General features: G+C 71.8%; 24 protein-coding genes. 4 read left to right on the forward strand and 20 right to left on the reverse strand.

The features are described 5' to 3' along the window. Positions 1 to 22: 22 nt before the first annotated feature. The 10 genes from AMYTH_RS0107885 to AMYTH_RS0107930 form a co-directional block, all read right to left on the reverse strand. Positions 23 to 1,222, reverse strand: a complete 1,200-nt coding sequence (locus AMYTH_RS0107885) for a GNAT family N-acetyltransferase (protein ID WP_027929849.1) — start codon at positions 1,220 to 1,222, stop codon at positions 23 to 25. A gap of 40 nt (positions 1,223 to 1,262) precedes the next feature. After that, positions 1,263 to 1,883, reverse strand: a complete 621-nt coding sequence (locus tag AMYTH_RS0107890) for a DUF4333 domain-containing protein (RefSeq protein ID WP_027929850.1) — start codon at positions 1,881 to 1,883, stop codon at positions 1,263 to 1,265. A gap of 64 nt (positions 1,884 to 1,947) precedes the next feature. Then, the gene (locus AMYTH_RS0107895; protein ID WP_027929851.1) at positions 1,948 to 4,698 is read right to left on the reverse strand and encodes a DEAD/DEAH box helicase; all 2,751 of its coding nucleotides are present in this window, start codon (positions 4,696 to 4,698) and stop codon (positions 1,948 to 1,950) included. Between the two features lie 46 nt (positions 4,699 to 4,744). Then, the gene (locus AMYTH_RS0107900) at positions 4,745 to 5,602 is read right to left on the reverse strand and encodes a diacylglycerol/lipid kinase family protein (RefSeq protein ID WP_027929852.1); all 858 of its coding nucleotides are present in this window, start codon (positions 5,600 to 5,602) and stop codon (positions 4,745 to 4,747) included. Between the two features lie 16 nt (positions 5,603 to 5,618). Next, positions 5,619 to 6,560 carry a twin-arginine translocase subunit TatC gene (gene tatC, locus AMYTH_RS0107905; protein WP_027929853.1) on the reverse strand — a complete coding sequence of 314 codons (942 nt, stop codon included), beginning with the start codon at positions 6,558 to 6,560 and terminating at the stop codon, positions 5,619 to 5,621. Between the two features lie 19 nt (positions 6,561 to 6,579). After that, the gene (gene tatA / locus AMYTH_RS0107910) at positions 6,580 to 6,888 is read right to left on the reverse strand and encodes a Sec-independent protein translocase subunit TatA (RefSeq protein ID WP_027929854.1); all 309 of its coding nucleotides are present in this window, start codon (positions 6,886 to 6,888) and stop codon (positions 6,580 to 6,582) included. Next, a complete protein-coding gene (locus tag AMYTH_RS0107915; RefSeq protein WP_027929855.1) occupies positions 6,888 to 7,133 on the reverse strand; it encodes a bacteriophage holin in 246 nt (81 codons plus the stop codon). Before AMYTH_RS0107915 ends, tatA begins: the two co-directional genes overlap by 1 nt. Before the next feature lie 9 nt (positions 7,134 to 7,142). Further along, on the reverse strand, positions 7,143 to 8,123 hold the full coding sequence (locus AMYTH_RS0107920; RefSeq protein WP_020417829.1) for a helix-turn-helix transcriptional regulator: 981 nt from the start codon (positions 8,121 to 8,123) through the stop codon (positions 7,143 to 7,145). Continuing rightward, positions 8,120 to 9,100: a helix-turn-helix transcriptional regulator gene (locus AMYTH_RS0107925; protein ID WP_027929856.1), complete on the reverse strand. Its 981-nt coding sequence runs from the start codon at positions 9,098 to 9,100 to the stop codon at positions 8,120 to 8,122. The genes AMYTH_RS0107920 and AMYTH_RS0107925 overlap by 4 nt, the downstream gene beginning before the upstream one ends. Before the next feature lie 143 nt (positions 9,101 to 9,243). Further along, complete coding sequence (locus AMYTH_RS0107930; protein ID WP_027929857.1) at positions 9,244 to 9,927, reverse strand: TetR/AcrR family transcriptional regulator; 684 nt, start codon at positions 9,925 to 9,927, stop codon at positions 9,244 to 9,246. 81 nt (positions 9,928 to 10,008) lie between these two features. Between AMYTH_RS0107930 and AMYTH_RS0107935 the strand changes: the two genes are divergently transcribed. After that, positions 10,009 to 12,183 carry an MMPL family transporter gene (locus AMYTH_RS0107935; RefSeq protein ID WP_027929858.1) on the forward strand — a complete coding sequence of 725 codons (2,175 nt, stop codon included), beginning with the start codon at positions 10,009 to 10,011 and terminating at the stop codon, positions 12,181 to 12,183. Here AMYTH_RS0107935 and AMYTH_RS0107940 read toward each other — a convergent pair. Beyond that, positions 12,180 to 12,953, reverse strand: coding sequence for a DUF1684 domain-containing protein (locus AMYTH_RS0107940; RefSeq protein ID WP_027929859.1), 774 nt, complete (start codon positions 12,951 to 12,953; stop codon positions 12,180 to 12,182). The two genes, AMYTH_RS0107935 and AMYTH_RS0107940, sit on opposite strands and share 4 nt — an antisense overlap. Beyond that, on the reverse strand, positions 12,950 to 14,308 hold the full coding sequence (gene pafA / locus AMYTH_RS0107945) for a Pup--protein ligase (RefSeq protein WP_020417824.1): 1,359 nt from the start codon (positions 14,306 to 14,308) through the stop codon (positions 12,950 to 12,952). The genes AMYTH_RS0107940 and pafA overlap by 4 nt, the downstream gene beginning before the upstream one ends. A gap of 181 nt (positions 14,309 to 14,489) precedes the next feature. On the opposite strand from pafA, the gene AMYTH_RS0107950 reads away from it, so the two are divergent. After that, positions 14,490 to 15,287 carry a pentapeptide repeat-containing protein gene (locus AMYTH_RS0107950; RefSeq protein WP_027929860.1) on the forward strand — a complete coding sequence of 266 codons (798 nt, stop codon included), beginning with the start codon at positions 14,490 to 14,492 and terminating at the stop codon, positions 15,285 to 15,287. A gap of 297 nt (positions 15,288 to 15,584) precedes the next feature. Here the strand turns inward: AMYTH_RS0107950 and prcA are convergent, their stop codons facing one another. From prcA to dop, 4 genes are all read right to left on the reverse strand, one after another. Beyond that, positions 15,585 to 16,337 carry a proteasome subunit alpha gene (gene prcA, locus AMYTH_RS0107955; RefSeq protein WP_027929861.1) on the reverse strand — a complete coding sequence of 251 codons (753 nt, stop codon included), beginning with the start codon at positions 16,335 to 16,337 and terminating at the stop codon, positions 15,585 to 15,587. A 57-nt stretch (positions 16,338 to 16,394) separates the two neighbouring features. Further along, the gene (prcB, locus tag AMYTH_RS0107960; RefSeq protein WP_017982462.1) at positions 16,395 to 17,255 is read right to left on the reverse strand and encodes a proteasome subunit beta; all 861 of its coding nucleotides are present in this window, start codon (positions 17,253 to 17,255) and stop codon (positions 16,395 to 16,397) included. Positions 17,256 to 17,376: 121 nt separating this feature from the next. Next, complete coding sequence (locus AMYTH_RS0107965; RefSeq protein WP_017982463.1) at positions 17,377 to 17,571, reverse strand: ubiquitin-like protein Pup; 195 nt, start codon at positions 17,569 to 17,571, stop codon at positions 17,377 to 17,379. Positions 17,572 to 17,641: 70 nt separating this feature from the next. Beyond that, a complete protein-coding gene (dop, locus tag AMYTH_RS0107970) occupies positions 17,642 to 19,144 on the reverse strand; it encodes a depupylase/deamidase Dop (RefSeq protein WP_027929862.1) in 1,503 nt (500 codons plus the stop codon). 89 nt (positions 19,145 to 19,233) lie between these two features. On the opposite strand from dop, the gene AMYTH_RS0107975 reads away from it, so the two are divergent. Beyond that, entirely contained in the window at positions 19,234 to 19,746 is a 513-nt protein-coding gene (locus AMYTH_RS0107975; protein ID WP_037323500.1) for an NUDIX hydrolase, read from the forward strand. 18 nt (positions 19,747 to 19,764) lie between these two features. Here AMYTH_RS0107975 and AMYTH_RS0107980 read toward each other — a convergent pair whose 3' ends face one another. The 3 genes from AMYTH_RS0107980 to AMYTH_RS0107990 form a co-directional block, all read right to left on the reverse strand. After that, the gene (locus AMYTH_RS0107980; protein ID WP_027929864.1) at positions 19,765 to 20,367 is read right to left on the reverse strand and encodes a hypothetical protein; all 603 of its coding nucleotides are present in this window, start codon (positions 20,365 to 20,367) and stop codon (positions 19,765 to 19,767) included. A gap of 66 nt (positions 20,368 to 20,433) precedes the next feature. Continuing rightward, complete coding sequence (locus AMYTH_RS0107985) at positions 20,434 to 21,411, reverse strand: aldo/keto reductase (protein ID WP_378335268.1); 978 nt, start codon at positions 21,409 to 21,411, stop codon at positions 20,434 to 20,436. 37 nt (positions 21,412 to 21,448) lie between these two features. Then, positions 21,449 to 21,790: a hypothetical protein gene (locus AMYTH_RS0107990; RefSeq protein WP_017982468.1), complete on the reverse strand. Its 342-nt coding sequence runs from the start codon at positions 21,788 to 21,790 to the stop codon at positions 21,449 to 21,451. Between the two features lie 81 nt (positions 21,791 to 21,871). On the opposite strand from AMYTH_RS0107990, the gene AMYTH_RS0107995 reads away from it, so the two are divergent. Then, positions 21,872 to 22,156 (forward strand): hypothetical protein, encoded by a 285-nt coding sequence (locus tag AMYTH_RS0107995; protein WP_027929866.1) that lies wholly within the window; start codon positions 21,872 to 21,874, stop codon positions 22,154 to 22,156. Positions 22,157 to 22,214: 58 nt separating this feature from the next. On the opposite strand, the gene arc is transcribed toward AMYTH_RS0107995, so the two are convergent. Beyond that, positions 22,215 to 24,023, reverse strand: a complete 1,809-nt coding sequence (arc, locus tag AMYTH_RS0108000; RefSeq protein ID WP_026153131.1) for a proteasome ATPase — start codon at positions 24,021 to 24,023, stop codon at positions 22,215 to 22,217. Between the last annotated feature and the right edge of the window lie 172 nt (positions 24,024 to 24,195).

The following is a 24,195-nucleotide window of genomic DNA, read 5'->3' on the forward strand; positions in this document are numbered from 1 at the left end:
AATCACCCCCGGAACGAGCTTCTCAGAAGTGTGTACCACACCACGCGGGAACGGGCGTGGCGAAGAGCCGGTCGGCCCGCTCCAGCGCCGCCGGGTTCGCCGGCTGGATCCGCCCGGCCGCGGCCAGCTGCGAGGGCCGCCAGGCGCCGAGGTAGATCATGGCCAGCGCGTCCACCCCGATTCGCAGGTCGGCGGCGGCGTCGGTGCGGCGGACGCCGTCCGGGGACACCTGGTAGCGCCCGGTATTGGCGTTCAGCACCGGGTCGACGACCTCCAGCACGACCGGTTCGCCCTCGTAGGCGCGGGCGGCGAGCGCGGCGGGCACGTCGACCAGCCGCAGCCACAGCTCGTCCCCGCCGCCGGTGTCCTTCACCGCGCGGATGTCGGTGAACAGCAGCTCGACCGGCTCGTCCACCGGGCGTTCGTCGGCGCGCAGGGTGTCGACGAGGTCGACGCCGAGCAGGTAGCGCCACAGCCCGTTGAACGCCTCGTCGGTGCCGGTGTGCAGGCTGATGACCTCCAGCACCGCCGGGTCGTTCCAGTGCTTGCGTTCGACGCTGTAGACGACGTAGCCGTCGGGGCCGTCTTCGCCGTGGTGCACGGCGGTCAGGACGGGGCTGGTGGCTTCGCGGGCGTGCCGTTCCCAGCCCGGCCACCAGTACGGCGGGCGGGTCATCATGCCGGGGCGGGTGTGCGGCAGCGCCGCGTACAGGCCGGGCAGCCGCTCCAGCGCGGTGTCCAGCGGCCACAGCTCGACCTGACCACCGGCGGGGACGTCGGGGCGGAGCGCGGCGCGGCGCCGGTCGATCTCGTAGCCGCGGCTGCGCGTGGTGACGCCGTAGCCGAACCGGTTGTAGATGACGCCTTCACTGGCGCGCAGCGCCGCGAAGGGCAGGCCGCGGGAGGCGATGTCGGTGAGCTGGGCGCGCATGAGCTCGGTGAGGACACCGCGGCGGGTCCGGTCGGGACGGACACCGACGCCGGTGACCCCCGCTGCCCCGGCCCGGGCGCCGCCGGGCAGGGTGATCTCGGCGTCGAACGAGCGGGCGGTGCCGATCAGCTCCGTGTCGAAGGCGCCCAGCGTGCGGCCGGGTTGCTGCGCGCGTTCGACGATCTTCCACGTCTCGTCGGTGGTGGCGGCGACGTGGAGGGTGGACCGGAACAGGTCGACGGCGGCGCGGTGCTCGTCGGGCCGCAGCGTGCGCACGGTGTAGTCACTCACGACGCGATCGTTCCCGACGGTGCGGCCGCACGCCAGCCAATTACCGGGGGTAGGCGACCTCGTAGTTGGCGGCGTCGTCCTTGATCGTCACCGTGACGGTCTTGCCCTGGCCGTTGACGACCGCGGAGCAGTCGAACGTGGCGCCGGACTTGACCTCCTGGTCGGCGGGGCACTGCACGTCGCCGACTTCGGTGAGCTGGTAGTTGCCGATGAGGACCTGCTTGACGCCGTCCTGCACCGCGCTCTGGCTCAGCACGGTGGTCTTGAGGAACCCGGGCGCGAGGAACGCGGTGACGCAGAACGCGGCCACCACCACGACCGCCGCACCCAGCCCGATCAGCAGCCCCTTGCCGCCCTTCTTCGCCGGCTGCTGCTGCCCGTAGCCGCCCGGCGCGCCGTGCTGCTGCCCCGGGTACTGCTGTCCGGCGTACTGCTGTCCGGCGTATTGGGGCGCGGCCTGGCCCGGGTACTGCTGCCCGTACTGCGGCTGTGCGGATTGGGGTTGCGCGGGCTGGAACTGTCCCGGCTGCGGCTGGCCGTAGCCCGGCGCCTGCCCGTACTGGGGTTGCTGGGCGTACTGCTGCGGCTGGCCGGGTTGCTGCCCGTACCCGGGCTGGCTCCACTGCTGCTGCGGGTCGGTGCCGCCGTAGGGCGTGCTCATGCTGCCTGCCTCCCCTGATCGTCCTCGCTCAGCGCGATCCAACCACAACGCAGGGTGGGCCGCGCTACTCGGCACCCGCCGCGACGACCCCGCGCCGCAGCGCCTTGACGGCCTGCGCGGCGGCGTCGCCGACCGGATCGGCCTTGCCGAGGACCGTCTTGATCTGGTCCAGCAGGTCGACCACCTGCCGGGACCAGCGCACGAAGTCCCCCGCGGACAGTTCCTGCCCGTTGGCGTCGGCGGCGGTGAGCACCTTTTCGAGGGATTCGCCGCGCGCCCACCGGTACACCGGCCAGGCGAACCCGGCGTCGGGTTCGCGGGTGCGGTCCAGGCGGTGGCGGCGTTCGTCCTCGGCGAGGTCGGTCCAGATCTTCGCGGTCTCCTGCCACGCCTTGGGCACCCCGCCCGCGGGCAGCCGCGGCTCGCCGGGCGAGTCGCGGCGGGCCTCGAACACGAGCGTGGAAACCACGGCGGCCAGCTCGGGCGGGGTCAGTCCTTCCCAGACGCCGTGGCGGATGCACTCGGCGGCCAGCAGGTCGGATTCGCTGTAGAGGCGGGCCAGGCGGGCGCCGTGCTCGGTGACGCGGTCCTCGCCCTCGGCGAGGTAGCCGCGTTCGGCCAGCAGCGCCCGGATGCGGTCGAACGCCCGCGCCAGCGAGTGGGTGGTGGCGGCGACGCGACGTTCCAGCTGCTCGGTTTCCCCGGCGAGCCGGTGGTACCGCTCGACCCAGCGGATGTTGGCCTCGCGCTCGGCCAGCCCGTGGCAGGGGTGGGCACGCAGGGCGCGGCGCAGCGCGGCCAGTTCACCGTCCTCATTGGCCCCGGACCGCCGTTTCTGGCGGCCGGGCAGGGAAATCCCGGAGTCGCGCAGGTGGGAGGCGATGTCGCGGCGGGTCTTGGGCGAGCGCAGTTCGACGTGCTTGGGCAGCTTGATCCGGCCCAGCGGCTCCACCGGCGCGGAGAAGTCCGACAGCGACAGCGGTCCGGACCACCGGTCCTCGGTCACCACGACCGGGCGCGGCTCGCGCACGGGGTCCAGACCGGGGTCGATCACCACGGCGAGCCCGGCGCGCCGCCCGGCGGGGACGGCGATGACGTCGCCCTTGCGCAGCTTCTCCAGCGACACCGCGGTGTCGGCGCGGCGGGCGGCGGTGTTCTGCCTGGCCAGCGCCTTCTCCCGGTCGGAGATCTTCTTGCGCAGCTGCACGTAGTCGAGCATCGCGTCGAAGTCGCCGCTGACGGCCTCGGCGTAGCCCTTGAGCGCCTCGCGGTTCTTCTCGATGCGGCGGGACAACCCGACGACGGAGCGGTCGGCCTGGAACTGGGCGAAGGACTGTTCCAGCAGTTCGCGGGCCTGTTCGTGGCCGAGCTGGGCGACCAGGTTGATCGCCATGTTGTAGCCGGGCCGGAACGACGACCGCAGCGGGTAGGTGCGGGTCGAGGCCAGCCCGGCGACGGCCTTCGGGTCGACCCCGGGCTGCCACACCACGACGGCGTGGCCCTCGACGTCGATGCCGCGGCGCCCGGCGCGGCCGGTGAGCTGCGTGTACTCGCCCGGGGTGAGGTCGACGTGGGCCTCGCCGTTGTACTTGACGAGCCGTTCGAGTACCACGGTGCGGGCGGGCATGTTGATGCCCAGCGCGAGGGTTTCGGTGGCGAACACGACCTTGACCAGGCCGCGCACGAACAGTTCCTCGACGGTTTCCTTGAACGCGGGCAGCAGCCCGGCGTGGTGCCCGGCGATGCCGTTCTCCAGCGCCTCGCGCCATTCCCAGTAGCCGAGCACGCCCAGGTCGCCTTCGGGCAGGTCCTTGGTGCGCGTGTCGACGATGCGGCGCACCTCGGCGGCTTCTTCGGGGGTGTTCAGGCGCAGCCCGGAGCGGGTCACCTGGCTCACGGCGGCGTCGCAGCCGGCGCGGGAGAAGATGAACACGATCGCCGGGAGCAGCCCGGCGGCGTCCAGGCGGGTGATCATGTCCACCCGGGACGGCGGCCGGAACCGGGGGCCGCGCGAGTAGGTGCGCCCGCCCCGGCCCCGCCGCAGCGCCGCGGGGGCGTGCATGCGGCCGACCTCTTCCACGCGCCGCAGCAGGCCCGGGTTCATGCGCAGCTCGCCGTCGGAGCCGTCGTCGGCGAACAGGTCGAGCAGCCGGTTGCCGACCATCATGTGCTGCCACAGCGGCACGGGCCGGTGCTCGTCGACCACGACCGTGGTGTCGCCGCGCACGGTGACCAGCCATTCGCCGAACTCCTCGGCGTTGCTGACGGTGGCGGACAGGCCCACGACCCGCACGTACTCGGGCAGGTGCAGGATGACCTCTTCCCACACCGCGCCGCGGAACCGGTCGGCGAGGTAGTGGATCTCGTCCATCACGACGTAGCCGAGGTCGTTGATGGCCGACGAGCCCGCGTACAGCATGTTGCGCAGGACCTCGGTGGTCATCACGACGATCTGGGCGTTGCCGTTGATCGCGGTGTCCCCGGTGAGCAGGCCGACGGTGTCGGCGCCGTACCGCTGCACGAGGTCGCCGTACTTCTGGTTGGACAGCGCCTTGATGGGCGTGGTGTAGAAGCACTTGCGGCCCTCGGCGAGCGCGAGGTGCACGGCGAACTCGCCGACCACGGTCTTGCCCGCGCCGGTTGGCGCGCACACGAGCACGCCGTGGCCGTCCTCCAGCGCGCGGCAGCCGCGGATCTGGAAGTCGTCGAAGCCGAACTCCGCCTCGTCGGCGAAGCGGGTCAGCTGGGGGTACTGGGCGCGGCGCTTGGAAGCCTGGTAGGCCTCGGCCGGCGACACGGAAGGGCGTGGGGCCACCTTGTCAGGGTGTCACATGCGGTGTGCGGGACGCATGCGGTGGGTGTCAGCCCAGGATGGTGAGCGCGCCGCGGGCGCAGCGGGCGGTGACCGCGCCGCCGGGGAGCATCTCGCCGTCGGCGCAGAGGGGCCAGCCGGTGGCCTCGATCCGCACCTCGCGGGCGCGCAGGGTGCGCACCGCGGGGTGGCGCAGGTGTCGGCCGTGGCGCAGGCCGGGCATGATCCGCAGCAGGTCGGCGCGCGTGGCGTGGCCGACGACGGTGATGTCGAAGAGCCCGTCGGCGGGGTCGGCGTGCGGGCAGATCCGCATGCCGGCGCCATAGTAGGGGGTGTTGCCGACGGCGACGAGGGTGGCGTCGAGGTGGTGGCGTGCACCGTCGGTGGTGAGGGTGACCGGGCGGGCCCGGAACGCGGCGAGTTCGGCGAGCACGGCGACGTCGTAGCGGCGCGGCCCGGACGGCCAGCGCAGGCGGGCGGCGCGGGCGTTGACGGCGGCGTCGAAGCCGGTGCACAGGACGGTGGCGAACCAGGTGCCGTCGAGGTGGCCGAGGTCGACGGCGCGGTGGCGGCGTTCGCGCAGGGCGGTCACGACGGCGTCGGCGGCCTGGAGCGGGTCGAGGGGGATGCCGAGCCCGCGGGCGAGGTCGTTGCCGGTGCCGGCGGGGATGATCCCGAGCGGGGTGCCGGTGGCGGCGCAGTACTGGACGGCGTGGTGCACGGCCCCGTCGCCGCCGAGGACGACCAGCGCGTCGAGCCCGTCCGGGAGGCTGTCCGGGGCCGCGGTGCCGAGCAGCTCCAGCCGATCCACCCCGGCACGCAGACGAGCGGCCACGGTGCCGGCGATCCTGGCCGCCGCACCGCGGCCGGTGTCGGGGTGGACGGCCAGGGCCGCACGGATACCCATGGGCGAGGTGGACCGGCTAGGTCACGTCCTCGGTCTTGGGCTTCGCGGGGGGTTCGTCGATGCTGCTCGGGGTGTAGTCGAACGGCGCGGCCTCGTCGTCGGACAGGCCGGCCCACTCCTCGCTCTCGCTGCCGCGGTACTTGCGCTTGTCGTGCACCCGCGCGATCTGGATGGCCAGCTCGGCGAGCACGGTCAGCGCGCCGGCCAGCGCCAGCATCGAGAACGGGTCCGACCCGGGCGTGGCGAACGCGGCGAAGACGAACACCAGGAAGATGATCCCCCGGCGCCACTTCTTCAGCTGGGCGTACTTGAGCACGCCCACGAAGTTCAGCATCACCAGCAGCAGCGGCAGCTCGAAGCTGACCCCGAAGATGATCAGCAGCGACAGCACGAACGAGATGTACTTGTCGCCGGTGAGGCCGGTGATGAAGAAGTCGCTGCCGAAGCCCATCAGCAGCTGCAGGGCGTGCGGGATGAGCAGGTAGGCCAGGACGGCGCCACCGGCGAACAGCACGCTCGCGCAGCCGACGAAGGTGAGCGCGTACTTGCGCTCCTTGGTGTACAGGCCGGGGGCGATGAACGCCCACAGCTGGTACAGCCACAGCGGGGAGGTCAGCACCGCGCCCCCGGCGAGACCGACCTTCAGCTGGATCATGAACGCCTCGAACGGCACCGTCTGCAGCAGGTAGCAGCCCTCGGTGCTGCCGAGCCGCCGGTCGGCCGGGATGGCACAGTACGGGTCGTTGATGATCGACCCGAGCGACGGGACCGGACCCATCCTGGTGTTGAACCAGATGAAGCCGAAGATCCCGCCGGCGAGCACGGCGAGCAGGGCCCAGCCCAGGCGGCGCCGGAACTCGTAGATGTGCTCGATGAGCGTCATCGTGCCGTCGGGGTTGAGCCGGCGGCTGCGCTTGCGCCGCCGGTCCCTCCGGCTCTTGGGGGCGGAGTCCGCCACGACAGGCTCCGTCCTCGCCTCAGCTGGCGTGCTTGTGAGCCTGGTCGGCCTTGTCCGCCGCCTGCTGCCGCTTCAGCTCGTCGAGCTGCTTCTGCAGCTGCGCGACCTGGTCGTCGGCCGCGGAAGGCGTCGTCTCGGAGGCCGCGATCTGCTTCTTCTCGGGCTCCTCGGCCTTGCCGTCCTCACGGAGGTCCTTGGTCTCGGCCTTGAAGATCTTCATGGACTTGCCGATGGACCGTGCGGCATCCGGCAGGCGCTTCGCGCCGAACAGCAGGACCACGACGAGCACCAGGATGATCAAGTGCCACGGCTGCAACCCGTTCAGCATCAGTGGCCTCCTTCCTTGCTAGTGACCAACTCTACTTGCTCAGGGGCGGGACGCCGCCGTTGCTCGAGCGCGACGCGCAGACCGGCCGTCCGGGCCTTCAACAGCCCGGTGCGGTCGGTGACACTCGCCGTAACCATGCTCGATGCCTTGCGGAAGCGGCGCAAGACCCCGAATGTCCGGATCAGGACAAGAATCAGAGCCAGGAGGCCCACGGCGGCGAGCAGAATGCTCGGCAGGTACGACACGGCGTCACCCTACTGGCCCAAGGTGGCCGGGAGGTGACGTGCCCTTTCCAGCGCGGCGGCGGCCCGGCTACGGACGGCTTCGGCCAGCTCGGGCGGGCTTTCCACGCGCGCGTCACCGCCCAGTCCGAGCACCAGCCGCACCATCCACGACTCGTCGCCGTAGCGCATGCGCACCCGCAGCCGCCCGCCGTCGAGCTCGGCCAGCTCCTCGCACGGGTAGTACTCGGCGACCCAGCGCGCGTCCGGCTCCAGCACCAGCTGCGCCTCCGGCTGGCCGGGCCGGGCACGGAACACGCCGTCGGAGATGTCGGTGGGCCGCGCGGTCGGGGGTGGCGCGGCGCGCTCGTCGAGGACCTCGACCTCGTCGATGCGGTCCAGCCGGAACAGCCGGACGCCCTCGGCGCGACGGCACCAGGCCTCCAGGTATCCGACGGCCTGCACGATCAGCAGCCGCATCGGGTCGACGGTGCGCTCGGTGATCTGGTCCCGGGAGGCGGTGTAGTAGCGGATCCGCAGTGCCCGCCCGGCGCGCAGCGCGTTCTGCACGACGCGGCGGGTGGCGGCGGTCTTCTCACCCTCCCGCACGGCGAGCCCGACCACGACGCCGGAGGGCTGGGCCTGCCCGGCGGCGGCCTCGATCTTGGCGATGGCGCGGTGCACCGCGTCGGTGTCGACCACGCCGGGGGTCTCGGCGACCGCGCGCAGCGCGACCAGCAGCGCGGTGGCCTCCCCGCCGGTCAGGCGCAGCGGCCGGTTCATGCCCGCGTCGAAGGTGACCGTCACGGTGTCGCCCTCGAAGGACAGGTCGATCAGGTCGCCAGGGCCGTAGCCGGGCAGCCCGCACATCCACAGCAGCTCCAGGTCGCGCCGCAGCTGGCGGGCGGTGACGCCGAAGTCGCGGGCCGCGTCCTCGATGCGGATGCCCGGGCGGGCGAGCAGGTAGGGCACGAGCGCGAGGAGCCGGGGCATCCGGTCGGTGGAGCCGCTCATCGGCGCACCTCGTGGTGGAGCACGGACTCCAGACGGCCGCGCACCGCTTTGGCCAGCACGTCCGGTTCGAGCACCAGCACGTCCGGCCCGTGCCCGGCGATCCAGTCGGCGGCGCTCTCCGGGAAGTACAGGTCGATCTCGGCGAGGTCGCCTTCGACGCCGTCGACGGTGAGCCGCCCGGTGAGGCGGGCCCGGCGGCGCACGCCGGCGGCGCGCTGGTCGGCGATCCACAGCTTGGCGGTGGTGACGGGCGAGGGGTCGGGGTCGCCGGTGCCCGCGATCAGTTCCAGCAGGTTGACGTTGTCCGGGCGCTGGACCTCCCCCGGGCGGCCGACGGCGCGCACGTCGCCGACGATGCGGGAGAGCCGGAAGCACCGCGGCGCGCCGCGGTCGCGGTCGTGGCCCACGACGTACCAGCGGGCGCGCCAGGACACCACGCCCCACGGTTCGAGGGTGCGGGTGAGGCGTTCCGCCGAGCCGGAGCGGCGGTAGGAGAACTGGACGGCCTGGCGGGCCTGCACGGCGGCGACCAGCGGGGTGAAGGCGGGCTCGGCGCGGACGCGGGACTCCACGACCGGGGGCTCGGTGTGGTCGACGTCGACCCCGGCGGCACGCAGCTTGACCAGCGCGCCCTGGGCCTGCCCGGTCATCTCGGGCGAGTCCCAGAGCCGGACCGCGAGCCCGACGGCCGCTGCCTCGTCCGGGGCCAGCTCGATCTCGCCGAGCTCGTAGTCGCGACGGGCGATGCGGTATCCGTCGGCCGGGTCGAAGGCCGAGTTGCGGCCGGTCTCCAGCGGGATCCCCAGTTCACGCAGCTCGGTCTTGTCCCGTTCGAACATGCGGGAGAAGGCCTCGTCGCTCGCGGCGTCGGCGTATCCGGGCACGATCCCGCGGATCCGGTCAGCGGTGAGGTACTGCCGGGTCGACAGCAGAGCGAGCACCAGATTGACCAGGCGCTCGGCGCGGGCGGTGGACACCCGACCACAGTAGCTCGCACTGGTGATCGAGTCGCCGAGGTCCACCCCGGCGCGCCCGGGATCTTCACGAGATACCCACCCACACCGCGGCGAGACGCGGTTTTCCGCCGCCGGAGATGTGGCCGGGGCAGGCCTACGCGGGCTCAACCGCCGCGGGCTACGCGGCTCAGTGTCTTTCTCAGGTGGTCCGGGAGCGCCACCCCGCCGAGGCCCTCGGCGATGATCTCGATCGTGCGCTCGAGCGCGAGTTCGCGGGCCTCGCGCGAGGTGGCCGACAGCGGGCCGTCCAGGTGCAGCATCGCCAGGCCGTGCACCGAGGCCCACGCGGCGAACTCGGCCATCGGGCGGCGCTGCGGGGGCAGGTACCCGGCGGCGGCCAGGTCGTCGACGGCGTCGACCAGCTTGCGGAACGGGTTGGACTCCTCGACGTCGGACAGCGGCGGCATCGGCGAGATCCCGCCGGTGAACGCGGTGCGGAACAACCCGGGCTCGGCGAGCGCGAACGTGAAGTACCCGCGCCCGATCGCGGCCAGGCGGCTCAGCCCGCGTTCGGCCGGGTCGTCGGCCTGGTCCAGCCGGTCCAGCGCCTCGTTCATCGCCGCGGTCAGCAGTTCCATCGCCCGCGTCTTGACCGCCTCCAGCAGCTCCTCGTGCCCGGCGAAGTGCCGGTAGGCGGCGGTCGGGGTGACGCCGACGGCCCGTGCGGCCGCCCGGATGGTCACTGACGACGGCCCGCCGGCCTGGGCGAGTTCGGCGGCGGCGTGGATGAGGGCGTTGCGGAGGTCGCCGTGGTGGTAGCCGGTTCGAACGGACACTGAGGAGCTCACAGCCCGATGTTGACACCCGTGCACATCGGTGGCAAGTTGACGGGTGTCAAGTTTGCGCCCGTCAACATTCGAGGGGATCCCATGTTCGCTCGGCTCGGCCGGTTCGCCGCCGACCACGCACGGCTCGTCCTCGTCGTCGCCGGCGTCCTCCTCGCCGGCGCCGCCGTCCTCGGCATGACCGCGTTCGGCAAGCTCCAGTCCCAGGGGTTCGACGACCCCGGCTCCGACTCCAGCCGCGCCACAGCCCTCGCCGAACAGCACTTCGGCGGCGAGGACAACCTGCTGTTCCTCGTCCAGGCCCGCGACGGCACCGTCGACGACCCCGCCACCCGCGCCGCGGGCGCCGCCCTGACCGAACGCCTCGCCGCCGATCCGGCCCTGGAGTCGGTCACCTCCTACTGGACCACCGGCGCCCCGCCGCTGCGCGCCGACGACGGCCGCTCCGCGCTGATCGTCACCCAGCCCGCCGACACCTCCGCCGACGCGGTCGAGGCCGTCGTGGACCGCTACCAGGGCGAGGACGGCCCGGTCACCGTCACCGCGGGCGGCGGCGCGGTCGTCGGGCTCGACATCAACGACCAGGTCAGCCGCGACCTGCTGGTCGCCGAGATGATCGCGGTGCCGATCATCCTCGTCCTGCTGTTCCTCGTCTTCGGCGGCGTCGTCGCCGCCCTGCTCCCCCTGGTCGTCGGCGGCATCGCGGTGCTGGGCACGTTCGCCGAGCTGTCGGTGTTCGGCTCGCTGACCGACGTGTCGGTGTTCGCGATCAACCTGACCACCGCGCTCGGGCTCGGCCTCGGCATCGACTACGCCCTGCTCATGGTCAGCCGGTTCCGGGAGGAACTCGCCACCGGCGCGGACACCCGCACCGCCGTGATCCGCACCGTGGCCAGCGCCGGGCGCACGATCAGCTTCAGCGCCGCCACCGTCGCCGTCGCGCTCGCCGCGCTGCTGCTGTTCCCCCAGTACTTCCTGCGCTCCTTCGCCTACGCCGGCATCGGCGTCATCGTGATCGCCATGCTCGCCGCGGTGGTCGTGCTGCCCGCGTTGCTGACCGTCCTCGGGCCGCGGGTGAACGCCGCCCGCCTGCCCTGGGCCCGCGGCCGCGCCCCGAGCACGGTGTCCGCGTTCTGGGGCCGGGTGGCCGCCTTCGCGATGAAACGGCCCGCGCTGGCCGCCGTCCCGGTGCTCGTCGTGCTCGTCGCGGCCGCCACTCCCCTGCTCGGCGTCCAGTTCGGCACCCCCGACGAACGAGTCCTGCCGGACACCGCGTCCAGCCGCGTCGTCGGCGACGAGCTGCGCGCGCACTACCCGGCCAACGACAGCCGCGCCATCGAGGTCATCGCGCTCGGCGCACCCGACGCCTCCACGATCGCCGGATATGCCGGCCGGCTGTCCGAACTGGACGGCGTGGCGCACGTGTCCTCCAGCGCGGGCGGATTCAGCCAGGGACGCGCCGACGGCCCGGCCGACCCCGCTCTCGCGGCGCCCACCGCGCAGAAGCTGTCCGTCGTCACCACCGCCGACTCCCGGTCCGCCGAAGCCGAAACCGTCGTCGCCGAGGTCCGCGCGCTGCCCGCGCCGCCCGGGCTGGACGTCGCGGTCGGCGGCGACGCGGCCGCGCTGGTGGACAGCAAGGACGCCATCGGCAGCAGGCTCCCCCTCGCGGCCGGCCTGATCGCCGTCACCACGTTCATCCTGCTGTTCCTGTTCACCGGCAGCGTGCTGCAGCCGCTGCGCGCGCTGCTGTTCAACCTGCTCAGCCTGTCCGCCACGATGGGCGTGATGGTGCTGGTCTTCCAGGAGGGCGTCGCCGCCGGGTTCCTCGGCTTCACCCCGCTGCCGCTCGACACCAGCATGCTGATGCTGTTGTTCTGCATCGCGTTCGGGCTGTCCATGGACTACGAGGTGTTCGTCGTCAGCCGCATCAAGGAAGCCCACGACCACGGACTCGGCCCGCGCGAAGCGGTGGTGCACGGGCTGTCCCGCACCGGGCGCATCGTCTCGGCCGCCGCGCTGCTGCTCGCGGTCAGCGTGTTCGCCTTCGGCACCAGCGGCGTGAGCTTCATCCAGATGTTCGGGATCGGCACCGGCCTGGCGATCCTCATCGACGCGACCCTCGTGCGCGGCGTCCTGCTGCCCGCGGGCATGCGGCTGCTCGGCCGCTACGCCTGGTGGGCCCCGGAACCGCTACGCCGCCTGCACGAGCGGATCGGCGTCAGCGAGTCGCCGAAGCAACCCGCCGCGGTGCCTTAACGGCGCTCCCACGGGATCTGCTCGCCCGCCTCCACCGGGAACGGCAACCGGTTCTCCGGTGGGGGCAGCGGGCAGGTCGCGAGGTCGATGAACGCGCACGGCAGGTTCACGGCCCGGTTGAAGTCCAGCTCCACCCGCCCGTCCGCGTCCGGCCCGGCGACCGACAGGCTGCGGTTCGCGGCGTACGTCGTCACCCCCGACGTCGCGTCCGTGAACAGCACCGAGAACGCCGCGCCGCCCTTGCCGTTGAACGCGGTCAGCGCGAACTCCTCGCCCCGGTGGGCGAACCGCAGCACGCCGGGCGAGGAGTACACATGCGACAGTCCTTCCACGACCGCCCCGACCGTCACCGGCCGCGGCTCGTCGTACGGCTCGAACCGGCCGGGCAGCACCCACGCCGGATCCGGCTCGTACGCAGGCACCCCGCGGAACGCCGCCCGCACCGGCGCCGCCGGATCCCGCAACCGCAGCAGGTACCCGCTGCGCCGCGCCACCTCGACGACCCGGTCACCGGCCTTGACCATCTCGCCCGGCCCGCTGTTGACCAGCTCGAACCGCGTCGTGCCGGACACCCCGAACTCCTCGTCCGGATCCACCACCACGACCGCGGCGTCACCGTCCTCGTGCCACGTGCCCGGGATTCCGTCGAACCGCTGCGGCTCGGGCGTCAGCCAGTGCCGCGCCGTGATGCTCAGCCACCCGTGCGGCTCCGCGAGCGCCCGCTCCCGCTCGGCGTGCCAGGACCGCCACGCCTGCTCGAACCCGGTCACAGCGAGCTGATCAGCCGGTCGACGCGCTCGTCCACGGCGCGGAACGGGTCCTTGCACAACACGGTCCGCTGCGCCTGGTCGTTGAGCTTGAGGTGCACCCAGTCGACCGTGAAGTCCCGCCCGGCGGCCTGCGCGGCGGCGATGAAATCGCCCCGCAGCTTCGCCCGCGTCGTCTGCGGCGGCGTGTCCTTGGCCAGCTCGATCTCCCCGTCGTCGGTGATCCGCCGCACCAGACCCTTGCGCTGCAACAGGTCGAACAGGCCCCGCCCGCGCCGGATGTCGTGGTAGGCCAAATCCAGCTGCGCCACCCGCGGGCTGGACAGGTCCAGGTTGTGCTTCGCCCGGTACCGCTCCACCAGCCGGTGCTTGATCGCCCAGTCGATCTCGGTGTCGATCTTGCTGAAGTCCTGCTGCTCCACCGCGTCCAGCGCGCGGCCCCACAGCTCCACCACCCGCTGCGCCGTCGGGCCCGAGTCGTTGGCCTGCACGTGCTGCACCGCGCGCCCGTAGTACTCGCGCTGGATGTCCAGCGCCGAGGCCTCCCGCCCACCTGCCAGCCGCACCGGGCGCCGCCCCGTCAGGTCGTGGCTGATCTCCCGGATCGCCCGGATCGGGTTGTCCAGCGTGAAGTCCCGGAACTGCACACCCTGCTCGATCATCTCGAGCACCAGGTTCGCCGTGCCGATCTTCAGCAGCGTCGTCGGCTCCGCCATGTTCGAGTCACCCACGATGACGTGCAGCCGCCGGTACCGCTCCGCGTCGGCGTGCGGCTCGTCCCGCGTGTTGATGATCGGCCGCGATCGGGTCGTGGCGCTGGAGACGCCCTCCCAGATGTGCTCGGCCCGCTGCGACAGGCAGTACACCGCGCCCCGCGGCGTCTGCAGCACCTTCCCCGCGCCGCAGATCAGCTGACGGGTCACCAGGAACGGCAGCAGCACGTCCGCGATCCGCGAGAACTCGCCCGCGCGCGTCACCAGGTAGTTCTCGTGACAGCCGTAGGAGTTGCCCGCCGAGTCGGTGTTGTTCTTGAACAGGAAGATGTCCCCGCCGATGCCCTCGTCGGCCAGCCGCCGCTCCGCGTCGACCAGCAGGTCCTCGAGGATCCGCTCACCGGCCTTGTCGTGCGTGACGAGCTGCACCAGGTCGTCGCACTCGGCCGTCGCGTACTCGGGGTGCGATCCCACGTCCAGGTAGAGCCGGGAGCCGTTGGACAGGAAGACGTTGGACGAGCGCCCCCACGACACGACCCGCCGGAACAGGTAGCGCGCCACCTCATCGGGCGAGAGCCGGCGCTGCCCGTGGAACGTGCAGGTGACGCCGAACTCGGTCTCGATGCCAAAAATCCGCCGCTGCATCTCTCAATGCTAGGCGCTTTTGGCCCCGGCGCGGTGCGCCGTTCGGGCGGCGACACGCCGGGCGATCGTCGCACCACGTGCCAAGCCACCGAGGACAGGGCTGTCACCAGGGGTTTCCCACGTTGTGGTCCGGGCCACCCGATAGAGTCGTTCCGGACTGCGACAGGGGTGATCCGAAACCGTGACCGGCAACGCGCTGCGAGCCGACTGCGCGAACTGCTTCGGCCTGTGCTGCGTGGCGCTGCCTTTCGCCGCCTCCGCGGACTTCGCCGTGGACAAGGACGCGGGCACCCCGTGCCGCAACCTGCTCGGCGACTTCCGCTGCGGCATCCACGCCCGCCTGCGCGACGAGGGTTTCACCGGCTGCACCGTCTTCGACTGCTTCGGCGCCGGGCAGCGCATCTCCCAGGAGACCTTCGGCGGCCGCGACTGGCGCCGGGCACCGGAAACCCGCGAGGCCATGTTCGCCGCCTTCCCCGTGATGCGGCAACTGCACGAGCTGCTCTTCCACCTCACCCAGGCCCTGGCCCTGCCCGCCGCTCACCCCGTCCACGACGACCTGCGGGCCGCGCTCGAGGAGACCGACCGCATGGCCGGGAGCGACCCCGCCGACCTGGTCCGGCTCGACGTCGCCGGCCACCGCGAGCGGGTGAGCGCCCTGCTGCTGCGCGCGAGCGAACTGGTCCGCGGCAAGCGCGGCAAGAACCGCCGCGGAGCCGACCTGATCGGCGCCAAACTCCGCGGCGCCGACCTGCGGGCCGCCAACCTGCGTGGCGCCTACCTGATCGGAGCGGACCTCCGCCGCGCCGACCTGCGCCAGGCCGACCTCATCGGCGCGGACTTCCGCGGGGCCGACCTCGCGGGCGCGGACCTCACCGGCAGCCTGTTCCTCACACAGGCCCAGGTGAACGCCGCCCAGGGCGACGGCACGACCCGCCTCCCCGAGGGGCTCGACCGGCCCGCCCACTGGCGCCCCTGACCGGCTCCATCGCGCGCCCACCGCCCGCCATCGCGCTACGCCGGACCGCGGCTGCACCGCCGCCACCGCACCCGGAGAAACCGAGCCCGCACCGCCCGCACCACACCCGGCACCCGGCACGCCAAGCCTGCGCAGCCGCTATGACCAGCGTGGTCCACCCGAGGCCGCGGGCCGCATTCACGACGCCCCCGTGCCCCCGGGCCACCCCCGGCGACACTGCGCGGCGCAGCGGCCCGCACACCGTCCGGAAACGCGAAAGGCCCCCGGACCGAAGTCCGAGGGCCCCCTCACCCGAGCTCAGCTCGCCGGCGGCGTCTCGCCGTCCTCCGGCTTCTCCTCCGCCTCCCCGGCGGAGGCGGCCGGCTGCTCCGGCAGCAACGCGTCCAGCGCCGCACCCTGGATCCGCCGGAACTTGCGCCCCGGCCGCTCCCGGTCCAGCACCGCGACCTCCAGCTTCAACGGCGCGCTGTCCCCGTTGTTGCTGACCGCCCGCAGCGCGTCCAACGCCACCTTCAGCGCGTCCCGCAGCTCCAGGCCGTCCTCGTAGATCTCCTTCAGCTTGTTCGCCACCGGCTCCGTCTGGCCACCGGTCACGACGTACCGCGGCTCGTCGAAGATCGAACCGTCGTAGGTCAGCCGGAACAGCTGGTCCTCCTCCGGAACCGACCCCACCTCCGCCACGCACAGCTCCACCTCGTACGGCTTCAGCTGCTCGGTGAAGATGCTGCCCAGCGTCGCCGCGTACGCGTTCGCCAGCGCACGCGCCGTCACGTCCCGGCGGTCGTACTGGTAACCCTTCAGGTCCGCGTGCCGGATGCCGGCCACCCGCAGGTTCTCGTACTCGCTGTACCGGCCGACCGCCGCGAAGCCGATCCGGTCGTAGATCTCGGAGATCTTGTGCAGCGTCGTCGACGGGTTCTCCGCCACGAACAGCACCCCGCTGCGGTACTTCAGCACGACCACGCTCCGGCCGCGCGCGATGCCCTTGCGCGCGAGCTCCGAGCGCTCACGCATCAACTGCTCAGGAGAGGCGTACAGCGGCATCGTCACGGTGAGGCTCCAAGAATGCTCGAAGGAAGGGAAGTTCGGCTACGGCGACCGCGCGGATCAGGTCCGGCCGTGGGTGGCCTGCTCGGCCCGGCCCGCGACGACCGCCTCCGCCACCGCGGCGGCCTGCTCGTCCGGCAGCCGCACCGCGCCACGCTCGGCGGTGATCGTCACCAGCGTCGGGAAGATCCGGCGCACCAGGTCCGGCCCGCCCGTCGCGCTGTCGTCGTCGGCCGCGTCGTACAGCGACTCCACCGCGGTGCGCACCGCGGTCTCCTCGTCGGCCTCCGGGTCGTACAGCTTCTTCAGCGCCGACTTCGCGAACAGCGACCCCGACCCGATCGCGTGGTAGCCCGCGCGCTCCTCGTACCGGCCACCGGTCACGTCGTAGGACACGATCCGCCCGGCCCGCTTCGGGTCGTCGGCCTCGATGTCGTAGCCCACGAACAACGGCAGCGCCGCCAGACCGGCCATCGCCACGTCCAGGTTGCCCTTCACCATGGTCGCGAGCTTGTTCGTCTTGCCGTCCAGCGACAGCGGAACGCCCTCGATCTTCTCGTAGTGCGCCAGCTCGACCGCGTAGAGCCGCACCAGCTCCAGCGCGATCCCGGCGCTGCCCGCGATGCCCACCGCGGAATAACCGTCGGTGACGTGCACCTTCTCCATGTCCCGGGACGCGATCAGGTTCCCCGACGTCGCCCGCCGGTCACCGGCGATCAGCACACCGCCGGAGAACGACACGGCCACGATCGTGGTGCCGTGCGGCGCGTCCAGCTCACCCGCACCGGAATTGGGCAGCTGCCGGCGACCCGGCAGCAGGTCAGGCGCCTGCATGCGGAGGAACTCGGCGAACGACGACGTCGTGCTCGAGAAGAAGGCAGCGGGCAGCGCGGAGCCCGTGGGGCCCGAGGTGTGTTCCATACGTGCTCGTGGTTCCCATCGACGAAGTGTGGCGCTCCCGCGGGCACAACACCCGCGGAAGCGCGACAGCCGGCACTACAAGCTACTCGGTGCGACCACCCTAGTGGCCGCGGGTGAGCGGTTACTCGCCGCCCTTTTGCACGTAGGCGCGCACGAAGTCCTCGGCGTTCTCCTCGAGCACGTCGTCGATCTCGTCCAGGATCGTGTCGACGTCCTCACCCAGCTTCTCGCGGCGTTCCTGGCCGGCCGGGGCACCACCCTCGACCTCGTCGTCGGAGCCGCCGCCACCGTGCTTCTCGATCTTCTCCTGAGCCATCTCGCCTCCCGGTGAGTCTTGTCCCTAGCCTACCCAGAGACCACGACAATCGGTGGTTTTCCCGCTGCGGTCAGTCGGAACCCGTCAGCGCCTCGACCAGTTCCTCGGCCGTTTCCGACTCGTCCAGCAGCCGCCCGACGTGCGCCTTCGTGCCCCGCAGCGGCTCCAGTGTCGGGATCCTGACCAGCGACTCCTTGCCCACGTCGAAAATCACCGAGTCCCACGACGCGGCCGCGATCGACGTCGCGTACTTCTCCAGCGCCCGCCCGCGGAAGTAGGCGCGCGTGTCCTCCGGCGGATTCGTGATCGCCGCCTGCACCTCCTCCTCGGTGACCAGCCGCTTCATCGAGCCACGCGCCACCAGGCGGTTGTACAGGCCCTTCTGCAGCCGCACGTCCGAGTACTGCAGGTCCACCAGGTGCAGCCGCGGCGCGGCCCACCCCAGGTTGTCCCGCTGCCGGTACCCCTCCAGCAGCCGCAGCTTCGCAGGCCAGTCCAGCCGGTCCGCGCACTCCGCCGGGTCCCGCGCCAGCGCGTCCAGGATCTCGCCCCAGACCCGCAGCACCTCCTTGGACGTCGCGTCCCCGCCCGTGCGCTCCAGGTGCGCCGCCGCCAGCTCGTGGTAGGCGAACTGCAGGTCGAGGCCGGTGTACTTGCGGCCGCCCGCCACCCCCACCTTCGTCTTCAGCGTCGGGTCGTGGCTGATCTGGTGCACCGCCCGCACCGGCTCGTCCAGCTTCAGGTCGTCGAACCGCTGACCGGCCTCGATCATGTCCAGCACCAGCGCCGTCGTGCCCAGCTTCAGGTACGTCGAGTACTCGGCCATGTTCGCGTCGCCGATGATGACGTGCAGCCGCCGGTACTTGTCCGCGTCCGCGTGCGGCTCGTCGCGGGTGTTGATGATCCCCCGCTTCAGCGTCGTCTCCAGGCCGACCTCGACCTCGATGTAGTCCGAGCGCTGCGACAGCTGGAAGCCGGCCTCCTCGCCCTGCGGGCCGATGCCCACCCGGCCCGAGCCGGTGACCACCTGCCGCGACACGAAGAACGGCGTCAGCCCCGCGATCACCGAGGTGAACGGCGTCGACCGGGCCATCAGGTAGTTCTCGTGGGTGCCGTAGCTGGCGCCCTTGCCGTCCACGTTGTTCTTGTACAGCTGCAGCACCGGCTGCCCGGGCACGGTGGCCGCCCGCATCGCGGCCTCCTCCATCACCCGCTCGCCCGCCTTGTCCCAGATGACCCCGTCCCGCGGGTTGGTCACCTCGGGCGCCGAGTACTCCGGGTGCGCGTGGTCGACGTAGAGCCGGGCGCCGTTGGTCAGGATGACGTTGGCCGCGCCGAGGTCCTCCACGTCCGGGTCGTGCCCCGGCCCGCCGGGCCCTGCCAGGTCGAACCCACGGGCGTCGCGCAGCGGCGACTCCACCTCGTAGTCCCACCGCGCGCGGCGCGCCCGCGGGATGTCCGCCGCCGCCGCGTAGGCCAGCACGACCTGCGTCGATGTCAGTACCGGGTTGGCCGTCGCGTCGCCCGGCACGGCGATGCCGTACTCGACTTCGGTTCCCATGATCCGCCGCATGTCCCAAGCCTACGGGTCGCGGGCGGCAACGGTGAGTGGGCCACCGGTTGCGACCAGGTAAAGCACCTGGTTCTGCCATGCTGTCGGGGATGGTGAGCAGTGCTGAGGAAATGGTCGCCCACTACGACGCCGCGGGCGCGGTCGTGGGCCGGGTGCGCCGCGCCGACATGCGCGAACAGGGGCTCTGGCACGCCGCGACGCTGGTGCTGGTGCGCTCCGGGGACGGCTCCCGCGTGTACGTGCACCGGCGCTCGCCGGACAAGGACGTCTTCCCCGGGCTGCACGACTGCTGGGCGGGTGGCGTGGTCGCCGCGGGCGAAACCCCCGCCGAGGGTGCGGAACGGGAGCTCGCCGAGGAACTGGGCGTGCGCGGCGTGCCCCTGCGACCCCTGTTCACGTTCACGTTCGACCAGCCGCCGCTGCGCTGCCACTACTTCGCCTACGAGACCCGGTGGGACGGACCGGTCGTCCACCAGCCGGAGGAAATCGTCTCCGGCCGGTGGATGTCCCTGGACGAGCTGCGGGCCTTCGCAGACGACCCGGAAAGCCCTTTCGTGCCCGACGGCAGGCACGCGATCCGCGAGTGGTTCCGCCGCGGGTAGCGCTTTCCGGGCCCGGCGTCAGCTCCGCGGCAGCTTCCCGGCGGCCAGCGACGCCAGGCCCTTCACCGCTTCCGCGGCCCGGTTCTGCGTGCTCGCGGTGACCTGCAGGCCGGACAGCACGTGCCCGCCGGCCAGCAGCAACGTGCAGGTGGTGCCGTCACACCAGGCGCGCGCGGCCTCCGCGCCCGCCGGGCGGGTGACCGTCAGCGCCGTACCGTCGCAGTCGACCTGCGCCAGCACCTCGGCCGCGGTGCGGTCGAGGTAGCCGGTGACCTGCTGCGTCAGCGAGGAACCGCTGTTGTAGAGCCAGGTCGAGCCACGCGGGTCCCCGGCGGGCACGGCGTCGAAGCAGGATCCGTTGGCAGCGCGGGCCGCCGCCTCCCGCACACCCTCCCCCGACAGGTCGCTCTTGGTGAGCACCGCCGCCGCCACGTCCTCGGCGATGTGGTTCACCGGGGTGTTCGCCGCCGCCTGGCCGACCGAGACGCTCGGCGAGGCCGACGGCGTCATCACCGGCGTCGTCGTCCCGTCCGCCGGCTTGTCGTAGTAGGTCTCCAGGTCGTTCGGGCGATCCGCGCACCCGGTGAGCCCGGTCAGCACGACCGCGGCCAGGACCACCATCCCTCCATGACGCACGGTGACGTTCCCTTCAGTATGCGTTGTGGGCGCTGAGATTAGTCGAAGCCTTCACTGCCACTGCAGCGAGGATCGCCGATCCCAGTACCGTTCCGGCGGCTCGGCCAGCGGCCGCAGCGCCGCCAGTTCGCCCCGTGGCAGGTCGACGCCGTTGGCAGCGAGGTTGGCGGCCAGCTGCTGCGGACTGGACGGGCCGATGAGGACCGTGTCCGCCCACGGCTGGGCCAGCACCGCGGCGATCGCGACGGCGTCCGCGCCGACTCCGTAGCGTCGCGCCAGGCGGGTGATCGCGGGCGGCGGGTTGACCACCAGCCTGCCGTTGGCGAGGGTTTCCTTGACCAGCACCAGGTTCCCGGCCGCGTGCGCCTCCGCGAGCGCGGGACCCGCCGACGGTTCGAGCAGGTTCCAGGTCGACTGCACGGCCGAGAACACCGGCCGCCCGGCCACTTCCAGCTCGAACGCCCGCCGGATCACCTCGGCCTGCCGCGGCCCGGACGTGGAGAACCCGACGCGCACGCCGTCGTCGCTGAGCGCCGCCAGCGCCCGCTGCAGCGCCTCGTCGGTGAACAGCGGGCTGTCCACGGTGAGCGAGTGCACCTGGTAGAGGTTGATGGCGTTGCCGAGCAAGGAACGGCTTTCGGTCCACTGACGGGAGAACACGCCCGCCGAGTGCTCCTTCACCTCATGCATCGTCGCGTCCATGCGCCACCCGCCGACGTAGGTGTAGCCCCACTTGCTGGACACGGTGAGGTCGCCGTGGCCGCGTTCGGCCAGCCACCCGGCGAGGAACTCCTCGGCCCGGCCGTAGGAGCGGGCGACGTCGATCCAGCGCACACCGGCCGCGTACGCCGCGTCGAGGACCGCGAACGTCGCCTCGCGCATCGTCCGCACGTCCCGCCGGACCGGGAGCTCGCTGCTCCGGCCGAGGTTGATGTAGGCGGGCCGCCCGAGGGCCGCCAGGCCGAGTCCGATTCGCAGGGGACTGTCCTTTCCGTGCGGGTTTTCCGGGGTGCCCGCGGAGCGGGCCACCGGCGGTTTTTCGTCGAAAGCCGTCGCGTATAGGTCGTTATACGCCTGATGCTCGTTGCCGGAGGATCTCCAGCCACTGCTCGGAGTTCAGCGCCTGCCGGTGCAGCTTCTCCAGCCGCGCCGCGGGCGCCCGCACGTAGCCCTTGCCGAAGACCGGCGCGATCTGACGCAGGCTGGCCCCCTCCTCCCGCGCCGCCAGCAGCACCCAGTCCGACGCGTCGGCGCAGGCCGCCGACGCGCGCCGCAACTCCCCCAGCAGCCGGATCAGCTCCTCCGGCGGGACGGCGTGCGCGCGGACCGCCTGCGCGGTCTCCTCGAGCCAGGCCAGGACGTCGGCTTCGGTGATCGGGGCGCGGATTTCGGCCGCGGGCTCGGTCATGGCGCGCAGTATAGGTCGTTATACGGCAGTCGGGGGACGACACGCCGGGCAACCGGAGCCGCCGCGGAGCGTCTTCACCACGTGCCCGACAAGATCATCCGCCGGCTCCGCGGCGCGGCGGCCGCGCTCGCCGTGACGGTCCTCTTCACGCCCGTGCACGCGGGAGCGCTGCTGATGTTCGTGTTCTCGGCCGGGCGGTACGACTCCAGCGGGCAGGGCGGGCCGTTCCGCAGCTGCACAGCCGATTCCGTGTCCTGCGAGGGCCCGAACGTGGTGGCGATGATCATCTGCGCGCTCGTCGTGCTCGCCGGTCTCACCCTCGCCGCACTCGCCGGGATCAGGGCCGCCCGGCCCAGGACGCCCTGACACGGCGGAGGCCGCCGACCCGGACGGATCGGCGGCCTCCCCTGGCTCGCGCCTGCGGTTACAGGTACTGGCCGGTGTTCGTGGCCGTGTCGATGACGCGGCCGGACTCCTGGTTCTTCCCGGTGACCAGCGTGCGGATGTAGACGATCCGCTCGCCCTTCTTGCCCGAGATCCGGGCCCAGTCGTCCGGGTTGGTGGTGTTGGGCAGGTCCTCGTTCTCCGCGAACTCGTCGACGATCGCGTCGAGCAGGTGCTGCACCCGCAGACCGGGCTGCTTGGTCTCCAGCACCGACTTGATCGCCGCCTTCTTCGCCCGGTCCACGATGTTCTGGATCATCGCGCCCGAGTTGAAGTCGCGGAAGTACAGGACCTCCTTGTCGCCGTTGGCGTAGGTGACCTCGAGGAACCGGTTCTCGTCCGTCTCCTCGTACATCCGCTCGACGGTGTTCTGGATCATCGCGTCGATCGTGGCCTGCGCGTCCCCGCCGAACTCGGCGAGGTCGTCGGCGTGGATCGGCAGCCCCGGCGTCAGGTACTTGGAGAAGATGTCCTTCGCACCCTCGGCGTCCGGCCGCTCGATCTTGATCTTCACGTCCAGCCGGCCCGGCCGCAGGATCGCCGGGTCGATCATGTCCTCGCGGTTGGAGGCGCCGATGACGATGACGTTCTCCAGCCCCTCGACACCGTCGATCTCGGCCAGCAGCTGCGGCACGATCGTGGTCTCCACGTCCGAGGAGACGCCGCTGCCGCGGGTGCGGAAGATCGACTCCATCTCGTCGAAGAACACGATCACGGGCGTGCCGTCGGAGGCCTTCTCCCGAGCCCGCTGGAAGATCAGGCGGATGCTCCGCTCGGTCTCGCCGACGAACTTGTTGAGCAGCTCCGGGCCCTTGATGTTGAGGAAGTAGGACTTGGCGTCCTTCGAGTCGCCGTCCCCGCGCGCCTCGGCCACCTTCTTGGCCAGCGAGTTGGCGACCGCCTTCGCGATCAGCGTCTTACCGCAACCGGGCGGGCCGTAGAGCAGGACGCCCTTGGGCGGCCGCAGCTCGTACTCCCGGTAGAGGTCGGCGTGCAGGAACGGGAGTTCCACCGCGTCGCGGATCTGCTCGATCTGCCGTCCGAGACCACCGATGTCCTCGTACCGGACGTCCGGGACCTCCTCCAGCACGAGGTCCTCGACCTCGGCCTTCGGCACGCGCTCGTAGGCGTAGCCCGCCTTCGAGTCCACCAGCAGCGAGTCGCCCGGCTTGAGCGTCTGCGCCGCCAGCGGATCGGAGAGCCAGACCACCCGCTCCTCGTCGGCGTGACCGACGACGAGAGCGCGGGCGCTGCCACCCTCCGTGGCCGGCGTCAGGACCTCGCGCAGCGAGCAGACCTCGCCGGTCAGCTCGAAGTCGCCGGCCTCGACGACGGTCAGGGCCTCGTTCAGCCGGAGCGCCTGACCGCGCTGGAGGGAGTCCACCTCCACCGCGGGCGAGACGGACACCCGCATCTTGCGGCCCGCCGTGAACACGTCGACGGTGTTGTCCTCGTACGCGGCGACGAACACGCCGTACCCGCTGGGGGGCTGGGCGAGCCGGTCGACCTCTTCGCGCAGCGCGAGGAGCTGTCCCCGCGCCTCGCGGAGGGTCTCCACGAGCTTGTTGTTCCGCTCCGTGAGCTGGGCGACTCGTTCCGACGCCTCGGCGAGGCGCTGTTCCAGCACACGGTTCTGACGGGGTGATTCGGTTAGTTTCCGCCGCAGCAGAGCCACTTCCTCTTCCAGGAAGCGGACCTGCCGCGCCTGCTCGTCCGGCGTCGTTCCAGCTCCACTGATCTCTGAAGGGTCGGCGTCCTCGTGCCGACCTCCGGGAAGGTCGTGTTGCATGTCGGCACCTCCTCGGAGTGCTTTTAACCCACGGTACCGGCGATCACCGACATGAAAAGCCCTATCCGCATCACAGGATCGGCGCGTCGCATCACGAACCCGGACGGAACCGTTACACAGGCGTCCCGGCGGGCGGTCGGCGAACCGCTCGAAAAACTACGGACAGTAGCCA

Source organism: Amycolatopsis thermoflava N1165, assembly GCF_000473265.1.
Lineage (GTDB): Bacteria > Actinomycetota > Actinomycetes > Mycobacteriales > Pseudonocardiaceae > Amycolatopsis_E > Amycolatopsis_E thermoflava.

Coding starts and splice junctions, on each gene's coding strand:
- AMYTH_RS0107890 (WP_027929850.1), bottom strand. CDS start 1,883: ATGAGCACGCCCTACGGCGGCACCGACCCGCAGCAGCAGTGGAGCCAG.
- AMYTH_RS0107900 (WP_027929852.1), bottom strand. CDS start 5,602: ATGGGTATCCGTGCGGCCCTGGCCGTCCACCCCGACACCGGCCGCGGT.
- tatA (WP_027929854.1), bottom strand. CDS start 6,888: ATGCTGAACGGGTTGCAGCCGTGGCACTTGATCATCCTGGTGCTCGTC.
- AMYTH_RS0107920 (WP_020417829.1), bottom strand. CDS start 8,123: ATGAGCGGCTCCACCGACCGGATGCCCCGGCTCCTCGCGCTCGTGCCC.
- AMYTH_RS0107935 (WP_027929858.1), top strand. CDS start 10,009: ATGTTCGCTCGGCTCGGCCGGTTCGCCGCCGACCACGCACGGCTCGTC.
- pafA (WP_020417824.1), bottom strand. CDS start 14,308: ATGCAGCGGCGGATTTTTGGCATCGAGACCGAGTTCGGCGTCACCTGC.
- prcB (WP_017982462.1), bottom strand. CDS start 17,255: ATGGAACACACCTCGGGCCCCACGGGCTCCGCGCTGCCCGCTGCCTTC.
- AMYTH_RS0107965 (WP_017982463.1), bottom strand. CDS start 17,571: ATGGCTCAGGAGAAGATCGAGAAGCACGGTGGCGGCGGCTCCGACGAC.
- dop (WP_027929862.1), bottom strand. CDS start 19,144: ATGCGGCGGATCATGGGAACCGAAGTCGAGTACGGCATCGCCGTGCCG.
- AMYTH_RS0107975 (WP_037323500.1), top strand. CDS start 19,234: ATGGTGAGCAGTGCTGAGGAAATGGTCGCCCACTACGACGCCGCGGGC.
- AMYTH_RS0107980 (WP_027929864.1), bottom strand. CDS start 20,367: ATGGTGGTCCTGGCCGCGGTCGTGCTGACCGGGCTCACCGGGTGCGCG.
- AMYTH_RS0107990 (WP_017982468.1), bottom strand. CDS start 21,790: ATGACCGAGCCCGCGGCCGAAATCCGCGCCCCGATCACCGAAGCCGAC.
- arc (WP_026153131.1), bottom strand. CDS start 24,023: ATGCAACACGACCTTCCCGGAGGTCGGCACGAGGACGCCGACCCTTCA.